Origin of the sequence: Shewanella marina JCM 15074 (assembly GCF_000614975.1) — a bacterium.
Classification (GTDB): Bacteria; Pseudomonadota; Gammaproteobacteria; order Enterobacterales; family Shewanellaceae; genus Shewanella; species Shewanella marina.
Genome location: NZ_BALM01000009.1, coordinates 42,604 through 63,574, shown reverse-complemented (window position 1 = coordinate 63,574; position 20,971 = coordinate 42,604). Strand labels below are relative to the sequence as shown.

Sequence of the window (20,971 nt, the reverse complement as noted above, 5' to 3'; positions counted from 1 at the left end):
AACCGCCCGCTAGAGCGGTTTTATCTGCAACATTATATTGAGGTCAAATCAAACACTTGTTGATAAATCTGTTTTACAGGTACCGCATACGCCTGAGTTTTAGGATCATCAATAGCGACTAACGTAGGCTTATCTTTTAATGTTAAGCGATGGCTCTCATCTCTTAAAAAACAGTAAGCTTGTGTGAGTAATTGTGCCTGTTGCATTGGTAATAATTCGAGCTCAGCCAGTTGCGCCAAAATTCGCACATTATCTGACCAAGTGGTTAATTCATGGTACTGCTCTGCATGAGCAAGCACCATATATTGCACGATGAATTCGATATCGGTGATACCACCAACACCCTGTTTCAAATCAAAAAACTCACTATTGGCTTTTAATAAATGCTGACGCATTTTGAGCCGCATCTCATGCACAGTTTGTTTTAGCTCTGCATTATCACGATGCTGGCATAATACCTGATCACGAGTGTCATTAAACTTAGTCGCCAGTGCATTATCGCCAAACACCATACGAGCCCGCACTAAAGCTTGATGTTCCCATGTCCACGCTTCAACACGCTGATACTCATCAAAGCGATTAATCTCGCTTACCATCAAGCCAGATGAACCTGACGGACGCAAGCGCATATCCACTTCATATAACTCACCCGACACTGTCCGAGTTGAAAATAGATGTAAGATACGTTGTGCTAACTTAAGATAAAAATGACCAGTTTCAATTGGACGCTCGCCATTGGTTTGCACATTGCTTTGACTGTTATGCAAAAACACCAGATCTAAATCAGAGCCATACCCCAGTTCTAATCCCCCCGCTTTACCGTAAGCGATAACGGCAAATCCTTTTTGATCGCCTTCTAAATAGGGAGGAACTCCATGCCGTTTGCTGACATGTTGCCATGCTTGATTAATCACTTGCTCAATAATCGCTTCAGCCAAGAAAGTTAAGTGATCACTCACTTGCATAATAGGTAAGACACCAGTGACATCCGCAGCGGCAATTTTTAATTGTTGTGACAACTTAAATTGACGTAAGCCTTCCATCTGTTGCTCAACATCATCTTCAGGAATACGCAGTAAATATTGTCTCAACTCACTTGGGTAGTCATCTAAAGAGGTGGTGTCGTAGAGATGAGATGGATCGATCAACTCATCGAGCAACATAGGGAAACGTGCTAATTGCGTCGCAATCCATGGGCTGACGCTGCATAAACTCACCAGTTGCTGTCTTGCCCCAGGGTTTTCACACAATAGCTCTAAATAAGTTGTTCGAGTTAAAATCTTATCAAGCACTTTTAAAATAGAGGAAAATGCTTTGTATGGAGTGCGATGTTGGCTCACCTCAGATAATAAGGTTGGCATTAATTTATCAATTTTATCGCGCCCTCGAGGGCCAATGGTACGTTGCCGTAAATGCACGCGCCAATCTTTAACCGCATGCCATAATGATTCGTTAGCGTTGTATTGCTTTACAATACTCAGCCCATCTTCATCATCAAAGGCAAACCATAACTGTGCTAAATCATCATGCTTATTATCAAGCGATTCTTCACCACCAATGGTTTCTTGAAATTGCACATGATTCTGAGCCATTACTTGACTAATCTGTTGCTTAAATTGCTCAATATCAGCAATGTCGAACATCACTGCGAGGCGTTGCCAATCAAGTGAATTATTCGGTAATGTTTGCGTTTGTTTATCATCAATCGCCTGTAAACAGTTCTCTAGCCGACGTAAAAAACAGTAGTTATGTTTTAAATCAGCAGCCGATTTATAATCAATTTGACCAATATCCACTAAGGTTTGTAATGCAGCAAACAAGCTTTGCTCTCTTAAAGCGCGCTCACGACCACCACGGATTAGCTGAAAGCTTTGCACCACAAACTCGACTTCACGAATGCCACCTGCACCTAACTTAATGTTATCAACCAACTTACGTCGTCTAACTTCTTGAGCGATCAGTAGCTTCATTTTACGTAAGGCATCAATCGCTGAAAAATCAATATAGCGTCGATAAATAAACGGCCTTAGCATATCTTTTAATGCTTCGTTGTAGCCAATTTCTTCACCTAGAATACGTGCCTTCACCATCGCATAGCGTTCCCAATCACGCCCTTGCTGCTGGTAATAATCTTCTAAACCATTAAAACTAACCACTAATGGGCCGCTATCGCCATAAGGACGCAAACGCATATCAACTCGATAGACAAAACCATCGACGGTATGCTGATCCAATAAGTTGACTAACCGTTGCCCCATACGGATAAAGAATTGCTGATTTTCGAGACTGCGACGCCCACCTTGGGTTTCACCGTGTTCTGGAAAGGTAAAAATCAGATCAATATCAGAGGAAAAATTGAGCTCTCGACCACCTAATTTACCCATCCCCAAAATTAATAATGGTTGCGGATTTCCTTTGCGGTCTGTTGGCGTACCGAGTTGTTGGCATAATTGCTGATAAAGCCAATCTCTAGCACTGATGATTAACGCTTCTGCCAATGCAGAGATATCTAATAACGATGCTTCAGTCGATACTCGACCACTAAACTCTCGCCATGCTAAACAAACTAATTGCTTATTGCGGTAATCTCGTAAAATTCGCTTAACTTGCTCTTCATCAGTAACTGTCGCTAATTTGGCTTTCAAATCTTGAAAAAACAGTGCCCTATCTACGTGTTCTAGTGCGCCAGCAAATAACCACTCAATCCAATGCGGATGACGAATTAATTGAGTGGCGACAAAATCACTTAAGCCAAACACCCATTTTAATGAAGATTGTTGCGATTCAAGTAAGTGCTCACTTTGAGGCCATACCTGTTGCAGCTGCTGCCAATATTGTGTAGCGGTCGTATTCATTTCATCTGAAAATAATTTATTACACTCTTGCCCCATGGACATAACACCTCTGATGTTCAATGGCTTAACGCAGCTTTTTTGACTCAAATAATAATTTAACTTGCTAAATATTAACCAATAAGCACAATAGTTGCTGTACATATTTATAACAAAATAACATCATTACATTGACAGGTTAGGCTTAATTTAATGCTGCCTGAATAATTTTGCAGCAAAATACCTCTAACAAATTAAGCGAGAGACTCATTAAACAATATTTTTATTGCTTTATATTACCTGCTCAACACTGGAGTAAGTATGACTAAATTTATTATCTGCGCAGTCACGCTGATATTAAGCCTAGCACTTTCAGGTTGTGGAGATGATCGCCCCCAACAAATTGAAAAATACCAACAATTAGCGCAGCAACGATTAACTAATTTAACCCAAGTATTGTCCCAAAATAAATTGCAAAATGGTTATATCCTCAAACAATATGCCGATAACCTTGCTAGCCAGCAGCCACAACTAGCACCATTAGCACAGCAATTAGCATTGGATGCCTCACCAACAGGCCCACTTATTGAAGCCCTGCAACAGCGATTACAGCAAAGCTACAACGCCAGTAATTTTGTCGATTTAGATCAGCAATTAAGCGAAGTTGAAAATATCTACCAAGCGGCGGATCCAGCGCAATTTAACGATATGTTATCCGATCCCGTCAACGTGATTGCCGATATGTCTCAAGGTAGTCTTGCTCGAGTAAACGCCATTAGTAAGCAAGCAGAACAATTAGCCAACAGTGCTGAAGATTTTGGTGCAGGTAGCCAGTTAGTCGGTAATCCAACTTATGGCCAATGGCAAACTAATAGTAGTGGTATGTCATTCTGGGCTTGGTATGGCATGTACTCCATGTTTTCTAACCTATTCCATCGGCCAATTTATTATGATAATTGGTCTAAACGTCGTAATTACAGCTACTACAACGATGTAGGACGCTATCGCTATACTTCGCCCAAACAAGCCAAAGCGCAAAATAAGGTTTATCAGCAAACCAGCAAAACTTATAAGAATATGGGCAAGCCTTTTGCAAGTCCTTATGCAAAGCAACGCACGGGGTCAACCAGTTTGTCACGCCAAAGTATGAGTAACCCAAAACCTAATGCGACAAGCAACAGTAAATTTCGCTCTAACTATGCCAAAGAAAGCAGTTTTCGTAACTCATCTAGCCGCACCAGTCGTGGTGTGAGCAGAGGCAAATAACCATTAAGGATATCCAATGAATTTATTTGAAACCTTTGGCCTAGATCAGCACCTGTTAACCATTCTAGCCATCGATTTAACCATTGCGGTAGTACTACTGACATTGATGCGCTATCTGCAAGGTTGGAGTATCAGTGTTAGCAGTAAAAATGAATTAGCAGAGCGTGATAATTTTGCCTTTGGTATCAGTACTGCAGGTGCTATTGCAGCATTAGCTATCGTCATTAATGGCTCAGTCACTGGCACCGCCGCGGTTGACTATATTACTGAAGCTATCGGCATGACCACTTATAGTGTGTTTGGCTTAATCCTCATTAAGTTTGGCCGCTATTTACATGACAAGGTTGCCCTCAATCAAATCAATAAAAATGAATTGATTATGCAAGGCAATACATCAGTTGCAGTCGTTGATGCCTGCGCAGCAATTGCCACCGCAATTATTATTAGAGCAGCGATAATGTGGGCAGAAGATCTGACTCTCAGCACCTTTGTTGCCATCTTTAGTGCCTTCTTAGTCTCACAATTAATGTTAGTGATACTGACCCGCTGGCGTGAATCTCGGTTTGAGCGTCGTAATCAAGGGACACCAATGCAAACCGCTTTAGCCCGAGGCCATATGGCATTAGCGATTCGCCATAGCGGTTATATGTTATCAATGGCGTTAAGCTTTAATGCCGCTAGCCATTTTATTATTTACGAGCCCAATGCATACGTGACTAATATTCTTGCTTGGTTAGTGTTCTCAATACTGATGTTATTGGCATTATCACTGTTAATTGCGCTGATCAAAAAACTGATCCTCGCCAATATCAATTTAGCCATAGAAGTAGAACATCAACATAATATTGGTATCGCCAGTGTTGAGATGGCAATCAGTATCAGTATCGCCTTAATTCTGACTGGACTCATGGCTTAATGACGCAACCAATAGCATTAACCAAACCTAAAAGCCTTGGCTGGTTTGATGACGTATTATTGCTAGGGATCATGGCGGTACTCGCTGGCTGTGGTCTGATTTATGAGTATTTACTGTCGCATTATGCGGGACGTATTTTGGGTGCCCTAGAAGCCGCTATTTACACCATGATCGGGTTAATGATTGTGGCGATGGGGATTGGTGCTTTTGCAGCAAGGCAAATACGCTGTGCATTTACAGGTTTTGCCGTACTGGAATTACTGGTCGCAATCACAGGCGCCTCAGCGATTATGATCACCGCTGCGGTCATCGGTTTTAGTCACCAATTACCGCAATTTATTAATCAAACTTTTAATTTAGCGCCAGATATGTCACCGAGCGGTGGCTTCATCGGTCAATTACAACTTATCAGCAAGTATTTGCCCTATTTGTGGGGCGTTATTTTAGGTTTGATGATTGGCATGGAGATCCCTTTGATTGCCAGAGTCAGGCAGTCTTTAAGTGAACAACATCTGCTACATAATGCTGGCACTATTTATGGGGCTGACTATATTGGTGCAGGTATTGGCGCTGCAATATGGGTCGCATTAATGCTGGCAATCGATATTCAATTGGCAGCCGCACTCACCGCCAGCTTTAATTTATTGGCAGGCTTTGCCTTTATTGGCCGTTTTTACGCACAAATCAACCATGCAAAACTCATTCTCATTGGCCATATTTTTGCCAGTGGACTGTTAGTTGTTCTACCTTATATGGGCCGCAATGGGAACAAGGCTTTAATAACCTACTGTATAAAGATAAGGTGGTTTATCAACAAGCCACCCGCTTCCAGCAATTGACGATTACCGAGCGTATTCGCAGTCAACAATTACCCGCCGTGTACTCACTCTATATTAATGGTCGGTTACAGTTTGCCAGTGACGATGAACATATTTACCATGCTTTCTTAGTCCACCCCACTTTAGCTGCCGCAGCGCGACACGATAATATTTTGATTATTGGCGGTGGCGATGGTTTAGCGTTAAAACAAGTATTAAAGTGGCAACCTCAAGCCGTGACCTTGATGGATTTAGATCAAGCCCTCGTCGAGTTATTTCGGTTTCAACAGACACCATTGCCGACCCGCACAACCCAAGCCTTGCAGCAACTCAATGGTAATGCCCTTAATGATCCTCGGCTGACGCTGATTTATGACGATGCCTTTAATGGCTTAGATAAATTGATTGCAGCTAACCATAAGTATGACGCCATCATTGTCGATTTGCCCGATCCAAGTCATCCCGATTTAAATAAACTCTATTCCGATCTGTTCTACCGTAAAGTCAATGAACTGCTCAATGCTGATGGCGTAGTGAGTGTGCAATCAACCTCTCCTTACCATGCCCCCAATGCATTTATCAGCATAGGTAACACCTTGTCATTAGCAGGCTTTAAGGTTGATCAATACCACCATAATGTGCCGAGTTTTGGTCAATGGGGTTGGAGTATGGGGACTAAAGCAGGCCTATCTGGACGTCAACGACTACAAAGATTGACTAATTTAAGCGTAGATGAATCTTGGTTAACCTTAGGCTTGATTCAAAGCAGTTTTGAATTCCCAAAACAATTTTATCTTAATCGCAATACCATTAAAGCAAACACCATAGGCTCTTTGCAGCTCTACCGCTATCACCAACAAGATTGGTCAGCCGAGCAAGCAATGACGCCTTAGATTAACTTTTGCCATCAGCTGTTGACATAATATGTCTACATGCTATGGTTAAAACCAGACATAATATGTCATAAGGACAATGATGAATATTCAAACGTTAGCAAACCACCTTAATAATCTTAATGATGATGGTCATACTGGTTTTAAATTTGATTGTTACCCAATCAGTGGTGAAGTTGAAGTGTTGCAAGTCAATATTGTCAACCGTGAAGAGATCCCAATTTTTGTCTCAATCACAGATAACCAGATTTTATGTATTAGTTATCTTTGGGGTGAAGATGAGGTTAAACCAACATCACGCGCAGCAATGTTTGAGACCATGTTAGAGTTGAATATTCCCATGCCATTGTCTGCATTCGCCAAAATTGATGATAAATATGCCCTTTACGGTGCGTTATCGCTTGCATCAAGCATGCAAGAAGTAGAACAAGAGTTAGCCGTTTTGTCTGACAACTGTCTCGAAATTATCGATGAAATGAGCGACTATCTAGTTTAAGGAGCAAGTTATGGGTATTTTTAATAAAATTTTAACCGCATTTCGCGGCGGTGCGACAGAAGTTGGAGAGTCAATTATTGATGCCAACTCTACACGTATTTTTGAACAAGAGATCCGTGACGCTGAAAAACACTTAATGCAAGCAAAGCGTGAACTAACCGATGTCATGGCCAAAGAGATGCAAGCAAGCCGTGAAATGGAACGCTTAACAGCAAGCATTACTGAACACGAAACCTATGCAGAACAAGCTCTAGCACAAAACAATGAAACGCTAGCATTAGAAGTTGCAGAAAAGATTGCCCAGCTAGACGAAGAGCTAACAGAGCAGCAAGCCATTAATCAAAGTTTTAGTCATAACTCTGCTCGCTTAAAAGAGTTAGTTAAAAAGACTGAACGCCAACTTGCAGACTATAAGCGTCAACTTAGCATGGTCAAAACCACCGCGAGCGTGCAAAAGGCGACGGCAACCATCACAGATTCATTTTCAACCAGCAACTCTAAGCTGTTAAATGCAAAAGATTCACTGGAGCGTATCAAAGCTAAGCAACAGCAATTTGATGATAGGCTTAAAGCGGCTGAAACCTTAGAAGGTGAGAATTCAGAGCAATCATTACAATCCAAGTTGTCGCAAGCAGGCATTGGCGAGCAAAAATCAAATGCCAATGCTGTGCTTGACCGCATTAAAGCGCGTAAAAGCTAATGAGTTTTCTCTCTAAACTGTTTGGCAAAAAGCCAACACCGACTCGGGAACTAAAACACCCAAGTCAACTCATCAAGGGTGATATCATTACCCTTGATGATAGCTTTGCATTGCCTATGCAGTTAAAAGGTCAGCAATTCCAAGTTGATAATATAAATTGCTATCAATATCAGCATGAAATTGAACCCGAGTGGGTATTAAGCTCAAGCCAAGGTCATACTATCTATATGACATTGGAGCAAGATGACGAGCTGACATTACTCTTTAACCTCAAACTCACTAAAGCCCAAATTGACGATCTGTTTGATCTTGACCAATTCAGCCAAATATTTGCCCAACCACATCAAAACTTCACGCAATTGTTTAATTTAACCTCAGCTACCCGTACCGCGCTTGGCGATTGGCTCGCAAGCGATTACCATCAAACAAGCTTTGCTGAATATGGTTATTTTCATCGTCAACGCAGTCATTATGAGTTGAAAATACAACCCAATTTAACGGGTGAAGCCGTTGAGTTATACCAACTCACCGATCAACAGAATCAATTTGTCATTAATATAGAAGTATATGAAGATGGCACGACAGAAGTCTGTTTAGGGCGGCGTAGACCGCTAACAGATATTAGAGAATATTGGCCTGCTCCTGATACCCATCAGCGTTGATAGGCTCTTTTAGTTAGAGATTGGGCTTCATGACCAAAAAAAAACACGAACTTCCAGCCACTTGGCAGCAAAATCAACAAGCCGCTCGCGCAACGCAAGTGGCTTTCGATCTTGATGAGCAATTTCAATATACCATTCGTAAAGCCGCACTCGATGCAGGTGTGAGCCCATCCGATCAAATTCGGACTATTTTGGGTTTAAACGTTGCAACTCGCCCTAAAAGACCACGTTTAACCGTTTCACTAAGTGCAGAGGACTACCTATTATTAGCAGCTAAATACCAATTAGATGCCAGTGCACAACTTGAAATTAAAAAACGAGTCCTTGATGATTTAGTCAGTTTTGTTAACGTAGAAAATAAAGATTAATCTCATTTATTGCAGCTTAATTGGTTACGCTATCGATTAGGCTGCATTCTGATATTAGTAGGGATCTTTCTAGTTATGCCACAATTACAACATCAACGATTAAGCCACGGCCAAGCCCCAACACCAATAGAGATGGCAATGATGTTATTGTCACTGTTCTCAGTCATTATTGTGTTAACTATGACTTTTGGCAAACTCAAGCCGCAGACTTATCACTTACTGTTTTTTATCGATACCTTTATTTGCGCTATATTCCTCAGTAATTTCTTTATTGGTTTCTTTCGAGCCAAACGCAAACTGCGCTTTATAAAAGAGCATTGGATTGACTTTGTTGCCAGCATTCCTGCCATTGAAGCACTGAGAATGGCACGTTTATTTCAGATTTTGCGGGTGATACGCCTGATCCGCATGAGTCGATCCATTTTAGTGCCGTTATTACAGCAACGCGGACAAACCACACTGGCCAGCTTATTGGTGGCTATGGTCATCATTATCACTCTCGCTTCTGTTTCCATTTTAGTGGTTGAAAGTGGCCATGAAGGATCGAACATTCAAACGGCGCAGCAAGCCATATGGTGGGCAATAGTCACAATCTCAACCGTGGGCTATGGAGATTACTACCCGGTCACCACTTCTGGTCATGTGATTGGCACATTAGTGATTATTTGTGGGGTGAGTTTCTTTGGTGTGATTTCAGGTTATATGGCATCCATCTTTGTTGCTCCTGATGAAAAAGAGCAACTTAAAGAACATAACCAAGAAATAAAAAATGAATTAGAACAAGCCTTGCATCGCATGGAACAAAACCAAGCCCATATTCTAGCTGAACTGGCTCAATTAAGAGAACAGGTCAACCACAATAAACATCAAGACCAATAAGGTTTATTCTGCAATGCGCTTTTTCTCGAGTGTTCCATCGCAAATAACAGACTTTGTTGGCGATGTACCAAATGATCACCAATATCTAACTCCAGTTCAGAAGCTAATTGCTCTAACACTTGATAACTGCTTAAAGTGTGGATACCAACCAGAAGATCTTGCCAAGGTGCTCTAAATTGCTGTCTACCTTTATCACTATAAAGCGACCCATAAGCAAAGCCCACCAATAAACCATCATCTAACGCATCACTGATCGTCAAATAATCAGTCACACTAAAATCTTGCTGACTCGGCATGAGTTCTTGCAGTTGTTGCCATGATTGCACGAGTAATCGCTGACTAAAATCAATCAATTTAGTGTGATTATCTAACGCTACACCACCTTGCTGCAATTGCCACCAAAGATTCATTAGACTAACCTGCAACTGGCCATAGCAAGGATGTCGCCACAATTGCTGTAACTTATCATCTAAGTCTAAACAGTAAAGTTGATGCTGAGCCAAGGCAATGATCTCTTCACTGTGAGGCAATTTCTGTAGCACTTGATCCGATGTATTTAAGGCTTGCATTAATGCTTCAGCACTCGCAATAAAATCACACTGCTCTAGTAGTTCTGCAAATTGTTGCTGAATCACTTTATCGATAAGATCAAACTGCGCTAATGTTGCTTTTAATAATCTAAACCAAGTACGTAAACGTAACCAATATTGTACTTTTTCAAGTTCATCAATCTCGGGCTGCTGCAACATTTGTTCAAGCATCTGCCAACGGGTTAACCCAGTTTCAAGCAGTGTAATAAGTGCACTTGATAAAGATTGATTTGCATGTAATTCAATGCAATCTAAAATAGGTAACTTTATTGGTTCTGACTGCCCAGCTAATTGATAACCACGTTGCGCTTTACTGGCTTTACCCAATCGAACAGGGACCACTTTAGCTAACGTTTGTGCCAATTGCATTAACCCTGCAGCAGAGCCAGCAAACAGTTCAAATTCAATTTCACAGATCTCATCGCTTAAGCCATTCGATTTAATTTGCCCAATATCCAGTGCAACCTCAATCAAACATTCATTAATATGAACATGCCAGCAACGTCGATTAAAATCGGTATCAAACAAGCAAACAAGCTCGCTTTGTAACGCCTCGACATCGGTACTTGCAGGCCAAATATGCGATGGGAATAAATTCAGTTGTGGTTGCTTACCGGTAATATCAATATTATATTCAGGTCTGGAATGTAAACCGCCAACCACTTGTCCCGCTGTTTTAATGGTTTGCTCGGTATGATCACCATTACGGCGAACTCGTAAACCCATATCCCATTTTCTTAACTGTAAATTGGCGGTATCAAAATATGCGTTGTAAAGTTGTTTGGGGCTTTGTGTTTCAGAAGTTGGATACTGTTCAAAAAAATCGATAATTTTTTGTACATTTTCAGCTAAACAAAATAATTTTAGTTCGATTTCTGCGTTCATTAATACTTTGCTCGCTTTGTAATCAAAAATTCATATAAAATAAGCAATAGTGTCATATTGTCATATTGCTGTAACAAAACCGAGCTATCGTTCGGCTACTTAGCAGGCAGAATACCTGTTAAAATCACAAACTGTCACTTTTTATGTAAAAACACAGTTTCAAAATGCGGACGCATGAGTTAACATGCGCGCGCTTTTTCCAATAATGGAATCACCTAAATAGGTACACGGCTATGCCAGTAAACTCTATTTTGGGCGTGTTTGCAAAATCGCCAATAAAACCGCTTCAAGAGCACATTGACAAAGTATACGACTGCGCGTCATTACTTGTCCCATTTTTCGATGCTACAATCTCAGGCGACTGGGATTCGGCAGTCAAGCTGCGCACTCAAATCAGCGAAGCAGAGAGACAAGCGGACACGCTAAAGCGTGAAATCCGTTTAAATCTGCCTGGCGGTTTATTTATGCCAGTTGAACGTACTGACTTGCTTGAGTTACTGACTCAACAAGACAAAATTGCTAATAAAGCAAAAGATATCTCTGGTCGTGTCATCGGCCGTCAATTGCTTGTTCCTTCAAGCCTTCAAACTCCCTTCCAAGCTTATTTAGTGCGTTGTCTTGACGCAGTAACATTAGCAAAAGAAGCGATCAATGAACTAGACAGTTTGTTAGAAACTGGTTTCAGAGGCCGCGAAGTGGACTTGGTTGCAAAAATGATTGTTAAACTTGATAAAATCGAGGAAGACACTGATGATTTGCAAGTTCAAGTTCGTCGTCAATTATTCGCGTTAGAAAGTGAACTTAACCCTGTCGATGTTATGTTTTTATATAAAATTATCGAATGGGTTGGTGATCTCGCTGATTTAGCTGAACGTGTAGGTTCACGTCTAGAGCTAATGCTGGCACGCGTTTAATTAATAAAAAGTTATCAAGGTAACAACATGGTTGATGTATTAGTCACCTATGGCCCAGTGCTAATTGCTACTGCGGCTGTTTTCGGATTTATTATGGCATGGGGTATTGGTGCCAACGACGTAGCGAACGCCATGGGCACATCCGTGGGTTCAAACGCTATTACCATTAAACAAGCAATTATTATTGCAATGATCTTCGAATTCGCAGGTGCATACCTTGCGGGTGGCGAAGTTACTAGTACCATTCGTAATGGTATTATTGACTCAAGCTATTTCGTCGCCGTACCAGAATTATTGGTATACGGCATGATCTCTGCGCTATTAGCTGCCGGTATTTGGTTAGTTGTTGCTTCAGCATTAGGCTGGCCAGTATCAACAACTCATTCTATTGTTGGTGCCATTATTGGTTTCGCGGCAGTAGGTGTAGGTACGCAAGCAGTTTCATGGGATAAAGTAGCGGGTATTGTAGGTTCTTGGATTGTGACCCCTGCAATTTCTGGTTTTATTGCTTACCTTATCTTCCAAAGCGTACAAAAACTGATTTTTAATACTAGTAACCCTTTAGCAAATGCAAAACGCTACGTGCCGTTCTACATGGCTTTTGCTGGCTTTATTATGTCACTAGTAACCATTACCAAAGGTTTAAAGCACGTTGGACTAGATGTTAGCAACGCTGAAGCTTACGCATTAGCAGTTGCTATTGCAGTGTTAATTGGTATTGGTGGCAAGATTGCTATTGCACGTTTACATATGTCAGAAAATACAGATCAACAGACTCAATTCGACAATGTTGAAAAAGTATTCGCTATTCTGATGGTATTAACTGCATGTTGTATGGCATTTGCTCACGGTTCAAACGACGTTGCTAACGCAATTGGCCCATTAGCAGCGGTTGTATCTGTAGTACATAGTGGCGGTGAGATCAGTTCTAAAGCACCACTTGTATGGTGGATTTTACCTCTAGGCGCTGTAGGCATCGTGTTAGGTCTTGCAATCTTTGGTAAGCGTGTAATGCAAACCATTGGTAAGAATATTACTCACCTAACACCAAGCCGTGGTTTTGCCGCTGAATTAGCAGCAGCATCAACGGTGGTAATTGCATCAGGTACTGGTCTACCAATTTCTACTACTCAAACATTAGTAGGTGCGGTATTAGGTGTTGGTATGGCACGTGGTATTGCAGCAATTAACTTAGGTGTTGTACGTAACATCGTAGTTTCTTGGGTTGTAACACTACCTGCAGGCGCACTACTTTCAATCATCTTCTTCTATATTATTAAAGCTATTTTCCAATAATATAAAGAGTTGAATTGCATAAAATAGAGGGAAGTCTCGGCTAACGATGACTTCCCTCTTGCATTCATGCAGTTAAATCCATAGCATGTGCCTATATCCAAAAATGAGACTTTTTCCGTGTTAAGATATTTAATACTTTTTGCTGCATTATTAATTGCACCTGCGAGCTATGCTGCAGGTCAAACTCGTTATATTTCTGATGACGTTTACCTCTTTTTACATGGTGGGCCAGGAACACAATACCGTATTTTAGGTAGTGTAGAAGCAGGCCAACCGGTAACATTCTTAGGTGAAACCCAAGGAACATATAGCAAGGTGGTTGATATTAAAGGCCGCGAAGGTTGGGTTGACTCTAAAATGCTTAGCAGCCAAAAAAGTTTTAGATTATTACTACCTGAAGTACAAGCTCAATTAACTAAGGTTAAAACCCAGTTAGCTGATGTACAAGGCTCTGATACCGAAACTAAGCAAGCACTATCTGATGCTCGTCAACAACTCACCCAGTTGAAGCAGCAACTTGCAACCACCACTCATGAACGCGATGAAGCAACAGCAAAACTTGCTAGCATTGCTAAAAATGAGCGTTTTGAAATGTGGCAACAAGGCAGCTTTATTGCCTTCTTAGGCTTAGTGATTGGTATTATCTTAGTATACTTACCACGCCCACAACGTCGTAAAAAAGACCGTTGGATGTCGTAATAAGAGCAACACTCAGCTCGATAGTTACGTGTAATAAATTGATATGAAAGCCAGCCTCGTGCTGGCTTTTTTATTGGCTGTAATTTTTATTTGTAACCAAGTAAAACTTTAGTTACCATCTTGCTACAAATTGTATACAAAATACATAATCCAATTTTGAGTCAACCAAAAAAGGAGCGTAATAATGTTCAACGCGAGCGAACTCTTATCTGGTGCATATAAAGATGCTTCACTTGAAACGTTATTTGATGCCATCCAAGCTAATTATTATGTAGATGAATCTCTCTATCTACAGCAGCTTATTACGCTCATTCCCCAACACGATGACACCATTGCCAATGTCACCCAGCAAGCACATCAGCTAGTTGAACAAGTCAGACAGTATGACAAAAAAGGCATGATGGTCGGCATTGATGCTTTTTTACAGCAATACAGTTTAGAAACTCAAGAAGGCATTATCCTCATGTGTCTAGCAGAAGCCCTGCTGCGCATTCCTGATGCTGCAACAGCTGATGCATTAATTGAAGACAAACTTGCTGGCGCTGATTGGGATAAACACCTAAAACAAAGTGACTCACTCTTAGTTAATGCTTCAACGTGGGGATTAATGCTCACGGGCAAAGTGGTCAAATTGGATAAACCTGCTAACGGTAATCCGAGTTCAATGCTCAATCGCATGATTAACCGAGTTGGTGAGCCTGTTATTCGTCAAGCCATGTATTCCGCCATGAAAATTATGGCCAAACAGTTTGTATTAGGACGGACGATTTCTGAAGCACTTAAAAATAGTCAAGATGGCCGAAAACAAGGTTATACCCATAGCTATGATATGCTCGGTGAGGCAGCGCAAACCGCTACAGATGCACAAAAATTTTTTGATGAATACAGCCAAGCGATTACCCGTTTAGCTGAGCAGCGTTATCACAATAACGCACCAAGGCCGACGATATCAATCAAGCTCTCGGCACTACACCCTCGCTATGAGGTTGCCAATAAGTCCCGTGTTATGACCGAACTATTTGAGTCAGTCATACTATTAATTAAACAAGCCCGCGGGGTTGATATCGGCGTCACCATTGATGCAGAAGAGGCAGATAGACTTGAGCTGTCATTGCAACTATTTCAACAACTCTACCAAAGTGAATGCTGCCAAGGTTGGGGCAATTTAGGGATTGTTGTGCAAGCTTACTCTAAACGTGCCCTGCCCGTTTTATGCTGGTTAACCAAATTAAGCCAGAGCCAAGGCGATATTATTCCGGTGCGTTTAGTCAAAGGCGCTTATTGGGATAGTGAACTCAAGTGGGCGCAACAAAAAGGTGAGCAAGCCTATCCACTCTTTACCCGCAAAGCAGGCACAGATGTCTCTTATCTTGCTTGTGCACGCTATCTCTTAGACGATGCCACTAAAGGCGCTATTTATCCACAATTTGCCAGCCATAATGCACAAACCATTGCAGCCATTCGTGATATGGCTAATGGTCGTGAATATGAATTCCAACGTTTACACGGCATGGGACAAGAGGTTTACGACACCATTTTAGCTCAAGCAGATGCTCCTAATGTGCGAATATATGCCCCTGTTGGTGCCCATAAAGAATTACTGCCTTACTTAGTTAGACGCTTACTGGAAAATGGCGCCAATACCTCATTTGTGCATAAGCTGGTTGATCCTAAAACCCCGATTGAATCGCTCGTCACTCACCCACTTACAACCCTATTAACATACTCAGAATTGGCGAATCCACATATCGTGATGCCAACGGATATTTTTGGTGATGAGCGCCAAAATTCTGCAGGACTAAACCTCAATATTGGCATTCAAGCAGCACCTTTTTTCGCACAATTTGAGCCATTCCAAAACAAGCAATGGCAAGGTGCGGCATTAGTGAATGGCGCCGACATTGCTGGTGAAACCCATAAAGTATTCAGTCCACAAAACCACAATACTTGTGTAGGCGAAATTGCATTCGCTAGCAATGAAGCCGTTGAATTGGCATTAAGCAGTGCTTATCAAGCATTCCCTCGCTGGAGCAACACGCCAGTTGAACAACGCTCTAAAGCATTAAATAAGCTTGCTGATCTACTTGAACAGCATCAAGTTGAGTTAATCGCTTTATGCACTAAAGAAGCAGGGAAAAGCCTACAAGATGGCATTGATGAAGTACGTGAGGCCGTCGATTTTTGTAGATATTATGCTGTTCAAGCTCAACATTTAATGCAGCAGACCACATTGCCTGGCCCAACAGGTGAGCTGAATCAATTAGCGCTTGCGGGTAGAGGCGTATTTGTTTGTATTAGTCCATGGAATTTCCCATTAGCAATTTTTCTAGGTCAAATTACTGCGGCACTGGCAACGGGTAATACTGTCATTGCCAAACCCGCAGAACAAACTTGTCTAATCGGCTACCGCGCGGTGCAACTTGCCCATCAAGCTGGTATTCCAACCGATGTACTGCAATTCTTACCGGGCACGGGCGCCAGCGTAGGTGCTAAGTTAACCGCTGACCGCCGTATTGCAGGGGTTTGCTTTACTGGTTCAACCGTCACAGCCAAGCGAATAAACCTCACGCTGGCACAGCGAGATGGCGCAATTATTCCGCTCATTGCTGAAACTGGTGGTCAAAATGCAATGATTGTAGATTCCAGTGCGCAGCCAGAACAAGTAGTAACAGATGTCATTGACTCTGCCTTTACTAGTGCTGGCCAGCGTTGCTCAGCACTTCGAGTGCTTTATCTGCAACAAGATATAGCAGATGAAGTGATTGAACGCATTAAAGGCGCTATGAATGAGTTAATCCTAGGCGATCCTGCATCTTATCAAACTGATGTTGGCCCCGTCATTGACGCTACAGCTAAAGCTAACCTTAATGCGCATATTGATCACCTTAGCCAAGTCGCTAAACCCATTAATCAGTTACCATTAAATGATGCTTGTGAGCATGGCCACTTTGTCGCCCCTGCCGCCTTTGAGATTGAATCAATTAATATATTAAACAAAGAGCATTTTGGGCCTATTTTGCATATTGTTCGTTACTCAAGCATGCAACTAGAGCAGGTATTAGATGATATCAACGCCACTGGATTTGGCTTAACGCTCGGCATCCACAGCCGTAATGAAAGCCATGCTAACTACATTATGAATCGAGTCAATGCAGGTAATATTTATATAAACCGTAATCAAATCGGTGCTGTCGTTGGCGTGCAGCCATTTGGTGGACAAGGGTTATCTGGCACGGGTCATAAAGCAGGCGGACCACATTACCTAACCCGCTTTATCACCGAAAAAACGGTCAGCAATAACATTACCGCAATTGGTGGTAATGCCACATTACTCTCACTCGGTGATGCTGAGTAGGCACTAACTACGCCTCAAGACTGCAACAAATTGTATCCAAAGTATGTATTTGTTGCAGATTAACCAACTATAAGTTGATCAAGATCACTTTATGAAATTGTATTAATCAGCTGCTCATATAACCATCATGTTATAGTTCCTATACTTCGCGAAATATCCCACATACCCTTATGTATAGAGAATACCCATATGCAACGTAGTCTGATTTTATTGCCTCTGATCGCCTCGCTTACCGCTTGTGGCGGTGGTTCTGACTCATCAGATAACACAACGCAACCAACCCAAAGTGTGGCTGCTCATATTCAAGGTGAATTACAAGCTGTTTCTAAAACTGATATCAAAGTTAATGGTATTACGATTCCATCAAGCACTGCCAATATTGTGATTGATGGTGAAGAGCAAAGTCTGTTTGATCAACTACAACCGGGCATGATGGTCACAGTCACTACCGATGGTAAAAAAGCAAATACCATCATTTATGACTCAATCTTAATCGCACCAGTCGTGAAATCAGCAACTAAAAACGCAGCGGTTACTGTTGCGGGATATCAAGTGCTAGGTGGTAACTTTAATCAATTCAAGTCTGGCGATATGGTTGAAGTGAGTGGTTACTTTGTTAGTGGCGAACAAGTAATGGCAACTTATGTCACTAAGCCAATCAATGTACTAGACAAAAATGCTGAAATTGAAGGCCAAGTCACTAATTTAGATAGTCAAAACCGTACATTTACCCTTGGTAAAATCCATGTGGATTATAACTCTGTAAAAGAATATGCCGCTCAAGGCAGTTTAAATAACGGTGACTGGATTGAAGTTGAAGGCGAACTAACAACCGATCTTCAACTAAAAGCATTACATATTGATGTTGAAGATTTTCAAGATTTTGAAGATCTAAATGACAAAAACTCACTTGAATTCCAAGGTGTTATTAGCTGGATCAGCAGCACTAAAGAACAACTGACACTAAACCAAAAGTGGCCAGTAACCATCACAGCTCAAACTGAATTCGATGGCATCACGAAAGATAAGCTTGTAGTAGGCAAAATGATTGAAGTTGAAGGTGCTTGGAGTACTGCCAATAACAATCAAACCTTAATAGCGAGTGAAGTTGAGTTTGATCATGATGACGATCAGCCACAACCACCAATTCAAACTAACAAAGAGTTCCAAGTTGAAGGTCGCGCTACCGTTAACAATGAAGTGCTATCGATTAATGGCATCGAGCTAACCGTCATGCCATCAACACAATGGGAAGACGGTATTCATATGTCGTCTGTAGATGGTCATTGGGTACAAGTTGAAGGTTACCAGCAAAATAACCAATTTTTAGTCACAGAAATCGAGCCAGAAACTCAAGCTATGCATGAAATCGAGCTAGAGGGCCAAGTGACTCAAGCTGAAGACTCTGATATCACACTTTGGGGCTATGCTGTTGCTGATGACAGCTTAAACCAATATGTTGGTAAAAATGTTGAAGTTGAATGTCAATTTGTACCACACGACAAGCAAATCCATACTTGTGTCGTTGATAATGACTAATACATAACAACGCTTTTGAAGGCTGCCATCGGCAGCCTTTTTGTTGCCATCTTCAATTTAATAATAACCACTGAAAATCGTTAAACTTCACAGTCTTCGATAAACATAGATATAAAACCCGCCTAATTTAGTGACCTAAATCACACTCCCCATCTCATTTACAACAAATTAACTTTAGCTTAAGAAAACCAGCTCATATAGGAGGTGTACATATTGTTAATCATCACTAAAGGAGTTTATTAACCTTAAAGATGCTAATCCCATCTTACGGAAAATATAAATCACTATGGAATTTTTACTTGAACCCCAAATATGGATAGGTTTAATAACACTAATTATCATCGAGATTGTACTCGGTATCGATAACCTCGTATTTATTGCAATTTTAGTAAAAAAACTTCCACCAGAGCAGCGCGATAAAGCCAGAACCATTGGTTTATCTCTAGCACTCATCATGCGCTTAGGTTTACTGAGCATTGTGTCATGGTTAGTCACCCTCACAGAGCCACTATTTAGCATCGCTAGCTTAAGTTTCTCAACCCGCGACCTTATTTTAATTGTGGGTGGTTTGTTCTTACTTTATAAAGCGACACATGAGCTACATGAGCGATTAGAAGGCGACCAGAACCAGCAGCAAAGCACTAATGTCTACGCCAGTTTTGGTGTCATTATTGCGCAAATTCTAGCATTAGATGCCGTATTCTCACTTGATTCAATTATTACTGCCGTCGGATGGTTGATAGCTTAACCGTAATGATGATTGCAGTGATTATTTCGATGATAGTCATGTTACTTGCTTCTAAATCGATTACTAACTTTGTTAATGCGCATCCTACAGTGATTGTATTGTGCTTAAGCTTCCTCCTTATGATCGGCTTTATACTGGTCGCGGAAGGCTTTGGCTTCCATATTCCAAAAGGTTATTTATACGCCGCAATTGGTTTCTCAATCCTAATTGAAATGTTTAACCAAATGATCCACTCTAGTCATACAAAACAAGCAGAGCGTACGCCATTAAGGCAACGTACAACAGAAGCTATTTTCAAGTTGATGGGTAACAAACATTATATTGTCAAAGATGATGACGATGATAATAATCCCGCAGCACCGGTGAGTTTTGACGATGCTGAGCGCGAAATGGTAACAGGAGTGCTATCACTGTCAGAGCGTAGCGTTCGTAGCGTGATGACCCAGCGTAAAGAGATTGTCTGGTTAAATACTAAGAGTGATACAGTAGCAATTAAACAAACGATTAAAGACAGTCGTCATCAAATATTCCCAATTTGTGATGGTTCATTGGATAATCTGATTGGTTTAATGCGTAGTAAAGATCTACTGTTAGCAATAGAGTCTGGTGAAGATTTAGCACAGGTTGCAGCTAAAAATTCAGCTTATATCGTACCAGATAGCATTAACGTAATTAGATTACTTGATGGCTTTAGAGCGTCACGAGCTGGTATGGCTATCGTTGCAGATGAATTTGGTAATATCCAAGGTATCGTCACCCTACATGACTTATTAGAGTCAATAGTAGGTGAGTTCCCTGATATTGGCGAAACTCTTGATATCGAACGCACAACTGATGGCTGGTTAGTAAGAGGCGTAGTCTCTATTCACGACCTTGAATCACGCTTAGATATTCCTGCAGTAATAAGTAAACAACAAGATTACGATACGGTTGCAGGCTTGCTATTAGGTGTTAATGGTACGATTCCAAAGCAGCAAGATGTGATTGAACAAGGTCAATTAAGATTTGAAGTCATTGAAGCTGATGAATTTAAAGTCTCATTGGTTAAAGTGAATTTACTGAGTTAATCGCAGATAATAAGGGCTGCAATTGCAGCCCTTAATGCTATTCATTAAC

Annotated in this window: 15 protein-coding genes and 2 pseudogenes; 15 read left to right on the top strand and 2 right to left on the bottom strand. The window is 41.3% G+C overall.

Annotated features, from left to right (window positions below; all coding sequences use genetic code 11):
- Nucleotides 1-32 precede the first annotated feature (32 nt).
- Nucleotides 33-2,897 (bottom strand): bifunctional [glutamate--ammonia ligase]-adenylyl-L-tyrosine phosphorylase/[glutamate--ammonia-ligase] adenylyltransferase, encoded by a 2,865-nt coding sequence (glnE, locus tag JCM15074_RS08780; RefSeq protein WP_025820860.1) that lies wholly within the window; start codon nucleotides 2,895-2,897, stop codon nucleotides 33-35.
- A gap of 255 nt (nucleotides 2,898-3,152) precedes the next feature.
- Here glnE and JCM15074_RS08775 point away from each other — a divergent pair, with 255 nt between their 5' ends.
- The 8 genes and pseudogenes from JCM15074_RS08775 to JCM15074_RS08740 all read left to right on the top strand — a co-directional run bounded on the left by JCM15074_RS08775 (nucleotide 3,153) and on the right by JCM15074_RS08740 (nucleotide 9,829).
- Complete coding sequence (locus tag JCM15074_RS08775; protein ID WP_025820859.1) at nucleotides 3,153-4,097, top strand: hypothetical protein; 945 nt, start codon at nucleotides 3,153-3,155, stop codon at nucleotides 4,095-4,097.
- Between the two features lie 16 nt (nucleotides 4,098-4,113).
- The gene (locus JCM15074_RS08770) at nucleotides 4,114-5,013 is read left to right on the top strand and encodes a DUF350 domain-containing protein (RefSeq protein ID WP_025820858.1); all 900 of its coding nucleotides are present in this window, start codon (nucleotides 4,114-4,116) and stop codon (nucleotides 5,011-5,013) included.
- Nucleotides 5,013-6,724: pseudogene (locus tag JCM15074_RS21620) on the top strand (polyamine aminopropyltransferase). Before JCM15074_RS08770 ends, JCM15074_RS21620 begins: the two are co-directional and overlap by 1 nt.
- A gap of 82 nt (nucleotides 6,725-6,806) precedes the next feature.
- Nucleotides 6,807-7,220: a YjfI family protein gene (locus JCM15074_RS08760; RefSeq protein ID WP_025820857.1), complete on the top strand. Its 414-nt coding sequence runs from the start codon at nucleotides 6,807-6,809 to the stop codon at nucleotides 7,218-7,220.
- A gap of 10 nt (nucleotides 7,221-7,230) precedes the next feature.
- Complete coding sequence (locus JCM15074_RS08755) at nucleotides 7,231-7,920, top strand: PspA/IM30 family protein (RefSeq protein ID WP_025820856.1); 690 nt, start codon at nucleotides 7,231-7,233, stop codon at nucleotides 7,918-7,920.
- Nucleotides 7,920-8,582: a DUF4178 domain-containing protein gene (locus JCM15074_RS08750; protein ID WP_025820855.1), complete on the top strand. Its 663-nt coding sequence runs from the start codon at nucleotides 7,920-7,922 to the stop codon at nucleotides 8,580-8,582. The genes JCM15074_RS08755 and JCM15074_RS08750 overlap by 1 nt, the downstream gene beginning before the upstream one ends.
- A gap of 29 nt (nucleotides 8,583-8,611) precedes the next feature.
- A complete protein-coding gene (locus tag JCM15074_RS08745) occupies nucleotides 8,612-8,950 on the top strand; it encodes a hypothetical protein (RefSeq protein WP_025820854.1) in 339 nt (112 codons plus the stop codon).
- Between the two features lie 75 nt (nucleotides 8,951-9,025).
- A complete protein-coding gene (locus JCM15074_RS08740) occupies nucleotides 9,026-9,829 on the top strand; it encodes an ion transporter (RefSeq protein ID WP_025820853.1) in 804 nt (267 codons plus the stop codon).
- On the opposite strand, the gene JCM15074_RS08735 is transcribed toward JCM15074_RS08740, so the two are convergent.
- The gene (locus tag JCM15074_RS08735; RefSeq protein ID WP_025820852.1) at nucleotides 9,817-11,304 is read right to left on the bottom strand and encodes a CYTH domain-containing protein; all 1,488 of its coding nucleotides are present in this window, start codon (nucleotides 11,302-11,304) and stop codon (nucleotides 9,817-9,819) included. The two genes, JCM15074_RS08740 and JCM15074_RS08735, sit on opposite strands and share 13 nt — an antisense overlap.
- 233 nt (nucleotides 11,305-11,537) lie before the next feature.
- Between JCM15074_RS08735 and JCM15074_RS08730 the strand changes: the two genes are divergently transcribed.
- The 7 genes and pseudogenes from JCM15074_RS08730 (at nucleotide 11,538) to JCM15074_RS21615 (ending at nucleotide 20,922) form a co-directional block, all read left to right on the top strand.
- A complete protein-coding gene (locus JCM15074_RS08730; protein WP_025820851.1) occupies nucleotides 11,538-12,218 on the top strand; it encodes a TIGR00153 family protein in 681 nt (226 codons plus the stop codon).
- A gap of 27 nt (nucleotides 12,219-12,245) precedes the next feature.
- On the top strand, nucleotides 12,246-13,514 hold the full coding sequence (locus JCM15074_RS08725) for an inorganic phosphate transporter (protein WP_025820850.1): 1,269 nt from the start codon (nucleotides 12,246-12,248) through the stop codon (nucleotides 13,512-13,514).
- Between the two features lie 117 nt (nucleotides 13,515-13,631).
- Complete coding sequence (locus tag JCM15074_RS08720) at nucleotides 13,632-14,213, top strand: TIGR04211 family SH3 domain-containing protein (RefSeq protein ID WP_025820849.1); 582 nt, start codon at nucleotides 13,632-13,634, stop codon at nucleotides 14,211-14,213.
- 184 nt (nucleotides 14,214-14,397) lie between these two features.
- The gene (putA, locus tag JCM15074_RS08715) at nucleotides 14,398-17,568 is read left to right on the top strand and encodes a bifunctional proline dehydrogenase/L-glutamate gamma-semialdehyde dehydrogenase PutA (RefSeq protein WP_025820848.1); all 3,171 of its coding nucleotides are present in this window, start codon (nucleotides 14,398-14,400) and stop codon (nucleotides 17,566-17,568) included.
- A gap of 189 nt (nucleotides 17,569-17,757) precedes the next feature.
- Nucleotides 17,758-19,107: a DUF5666 domain-containing protein gene (locus JCM15074_RS08710; RefSeq protein WP_025820847.1), complete on the top strand. Its 1,350-nt coding sequence runs from the start codon at nucleotides 17,758-17,760 to the stop codon at nucleotides 19,105-19,107.
- A 286-nt stretch (nucleotides 19,108-19,393) separates the two neighbouring features.
- A pseudogene (locus JCM15074_RS24880) lies at nucleotides 19,394-20,043 on the top strand (TerC family protein); the annotation flags it as partial.
- A 24-nt stretch (nucleotides 20,044-20,067) separates the two neighbouring features.
- Nucleotides 20,068-20,922, top strand: a complete 855-nt coding sequence (locus JCM15074_RS21615) for a transporter associated domain-containing protein (protein WP_506344838.1) — start codon at nucleotides 20,068-20,070, stop codon at nucleotides 20,920-20,922.
- Nucleotides 20,923-20,971: the final 49 nt, after the last annotated feature.

What these genes read in the sequence shown, in the direction of transcription:
- glnE (WP_025820860.1), bottom strand. Translation starts at nt 2,897, where the DNA reads ATGTCCATGGGGCAAGAGTGTAATAAATTATTTTCAGATGAAATGAAT.
- JCM15074_RS08775 (WP_025820859.1), top strand. Translation starts at nt 3,153, where the DNA reads ATGACTAAATTTATTATCTGCGCAGTCACGCTGATATTAAGCCTAGCA.
- JCM15074_RS08770 (WP_025820858.1), top strand. Translation starts at nt 4,114, where the DNA reads ATGAATTTATTTGAAACCTTTGGCCTAGATCAGCACCTGTTAACCATT.
- JCM15074_RS08760 (WP_025820857.1), top strand. Translation starts at nt 6,807, where the DNA reads ATGAATATTCAAACGTTAGCAAACCACCTTAATAATCTTAATGATGAT.
- JCM15074_RS08755 (WP_025820856.1), top strand. Translation starts at nt 7,231, where the DNA reads ATGGGTATTTTTAATAAAATTTTAACCGCATTTCGCGGCGGTGCGACA.
- JCM15074_RS08750 (WP_025820855.1), top strand. Translation starts at nt 7,920, where the DNA reads ATGAGTTTTCTCTCTAAACTGTTTGGCAAAAAGCCAACACCGACTCGG.
- JCM15074_RS08745 (WP_025820854.1), top strand. Translation starts at nt 8,612, where the DNA reads ATGACCAAAAAAAAACACGAACTTCCAGCCACTTGGCAGCAAAATCAA.
- JCM15074_RS08740 (WP_025820853.1), top strand. Translation starts at nt 9,026, where the DNA reads ATGCCACAATTACAACATCAACGATTAAGCCACGGCCAAGCCCCAACA.
- JCM15074_RS08735 (WP_025820852.1), bottom strand. Translation starts at nt 11,304, where the DNA reads ATGAACGCAGAAATCGAACTAAAATTATTTTGTTTAGCTGAAAATGTA.
- JCM15074_RS08730 (WP_025820851.1), top strand. Translation starts at nt 11,538, where the DNA reads ATGCCAGTAAACTCTATTTTGGGCGTGTTTGCAAAATCGCCAATAAAA.
- JCM15074_RS08725 (WP_025820850.1), top strand. Translation starts at nt 12,246, where the DNA reads ATGGTTGATGTATTAGTCACCTATGGCCCAGTGCTAATTGCTACTGCG.
- putA (WP_025820848.1), top strand. Translation starts at nt 14,398, where the DNA reads ATGTTCAACGCGAGCGAACTCTTATCTGGTGCATATAAAGATGCTTCA.
- JCM15074_RS08710 (WP_025820847.1), top strand. Translation starts at nt 17,758, where the DNA reads ATGCAACGTAGTCTGATTTTATTGCCTCTGATCGCCTCGCTTACCGCT.
- JCM15074_RS21615 (WP_506344838.1), top strand. Translation starts at nt 20,068, where the DNA reads ATGTTTAACCAAATGATCCACTCTAGTCATACAAAACAAGCAGAGCGT.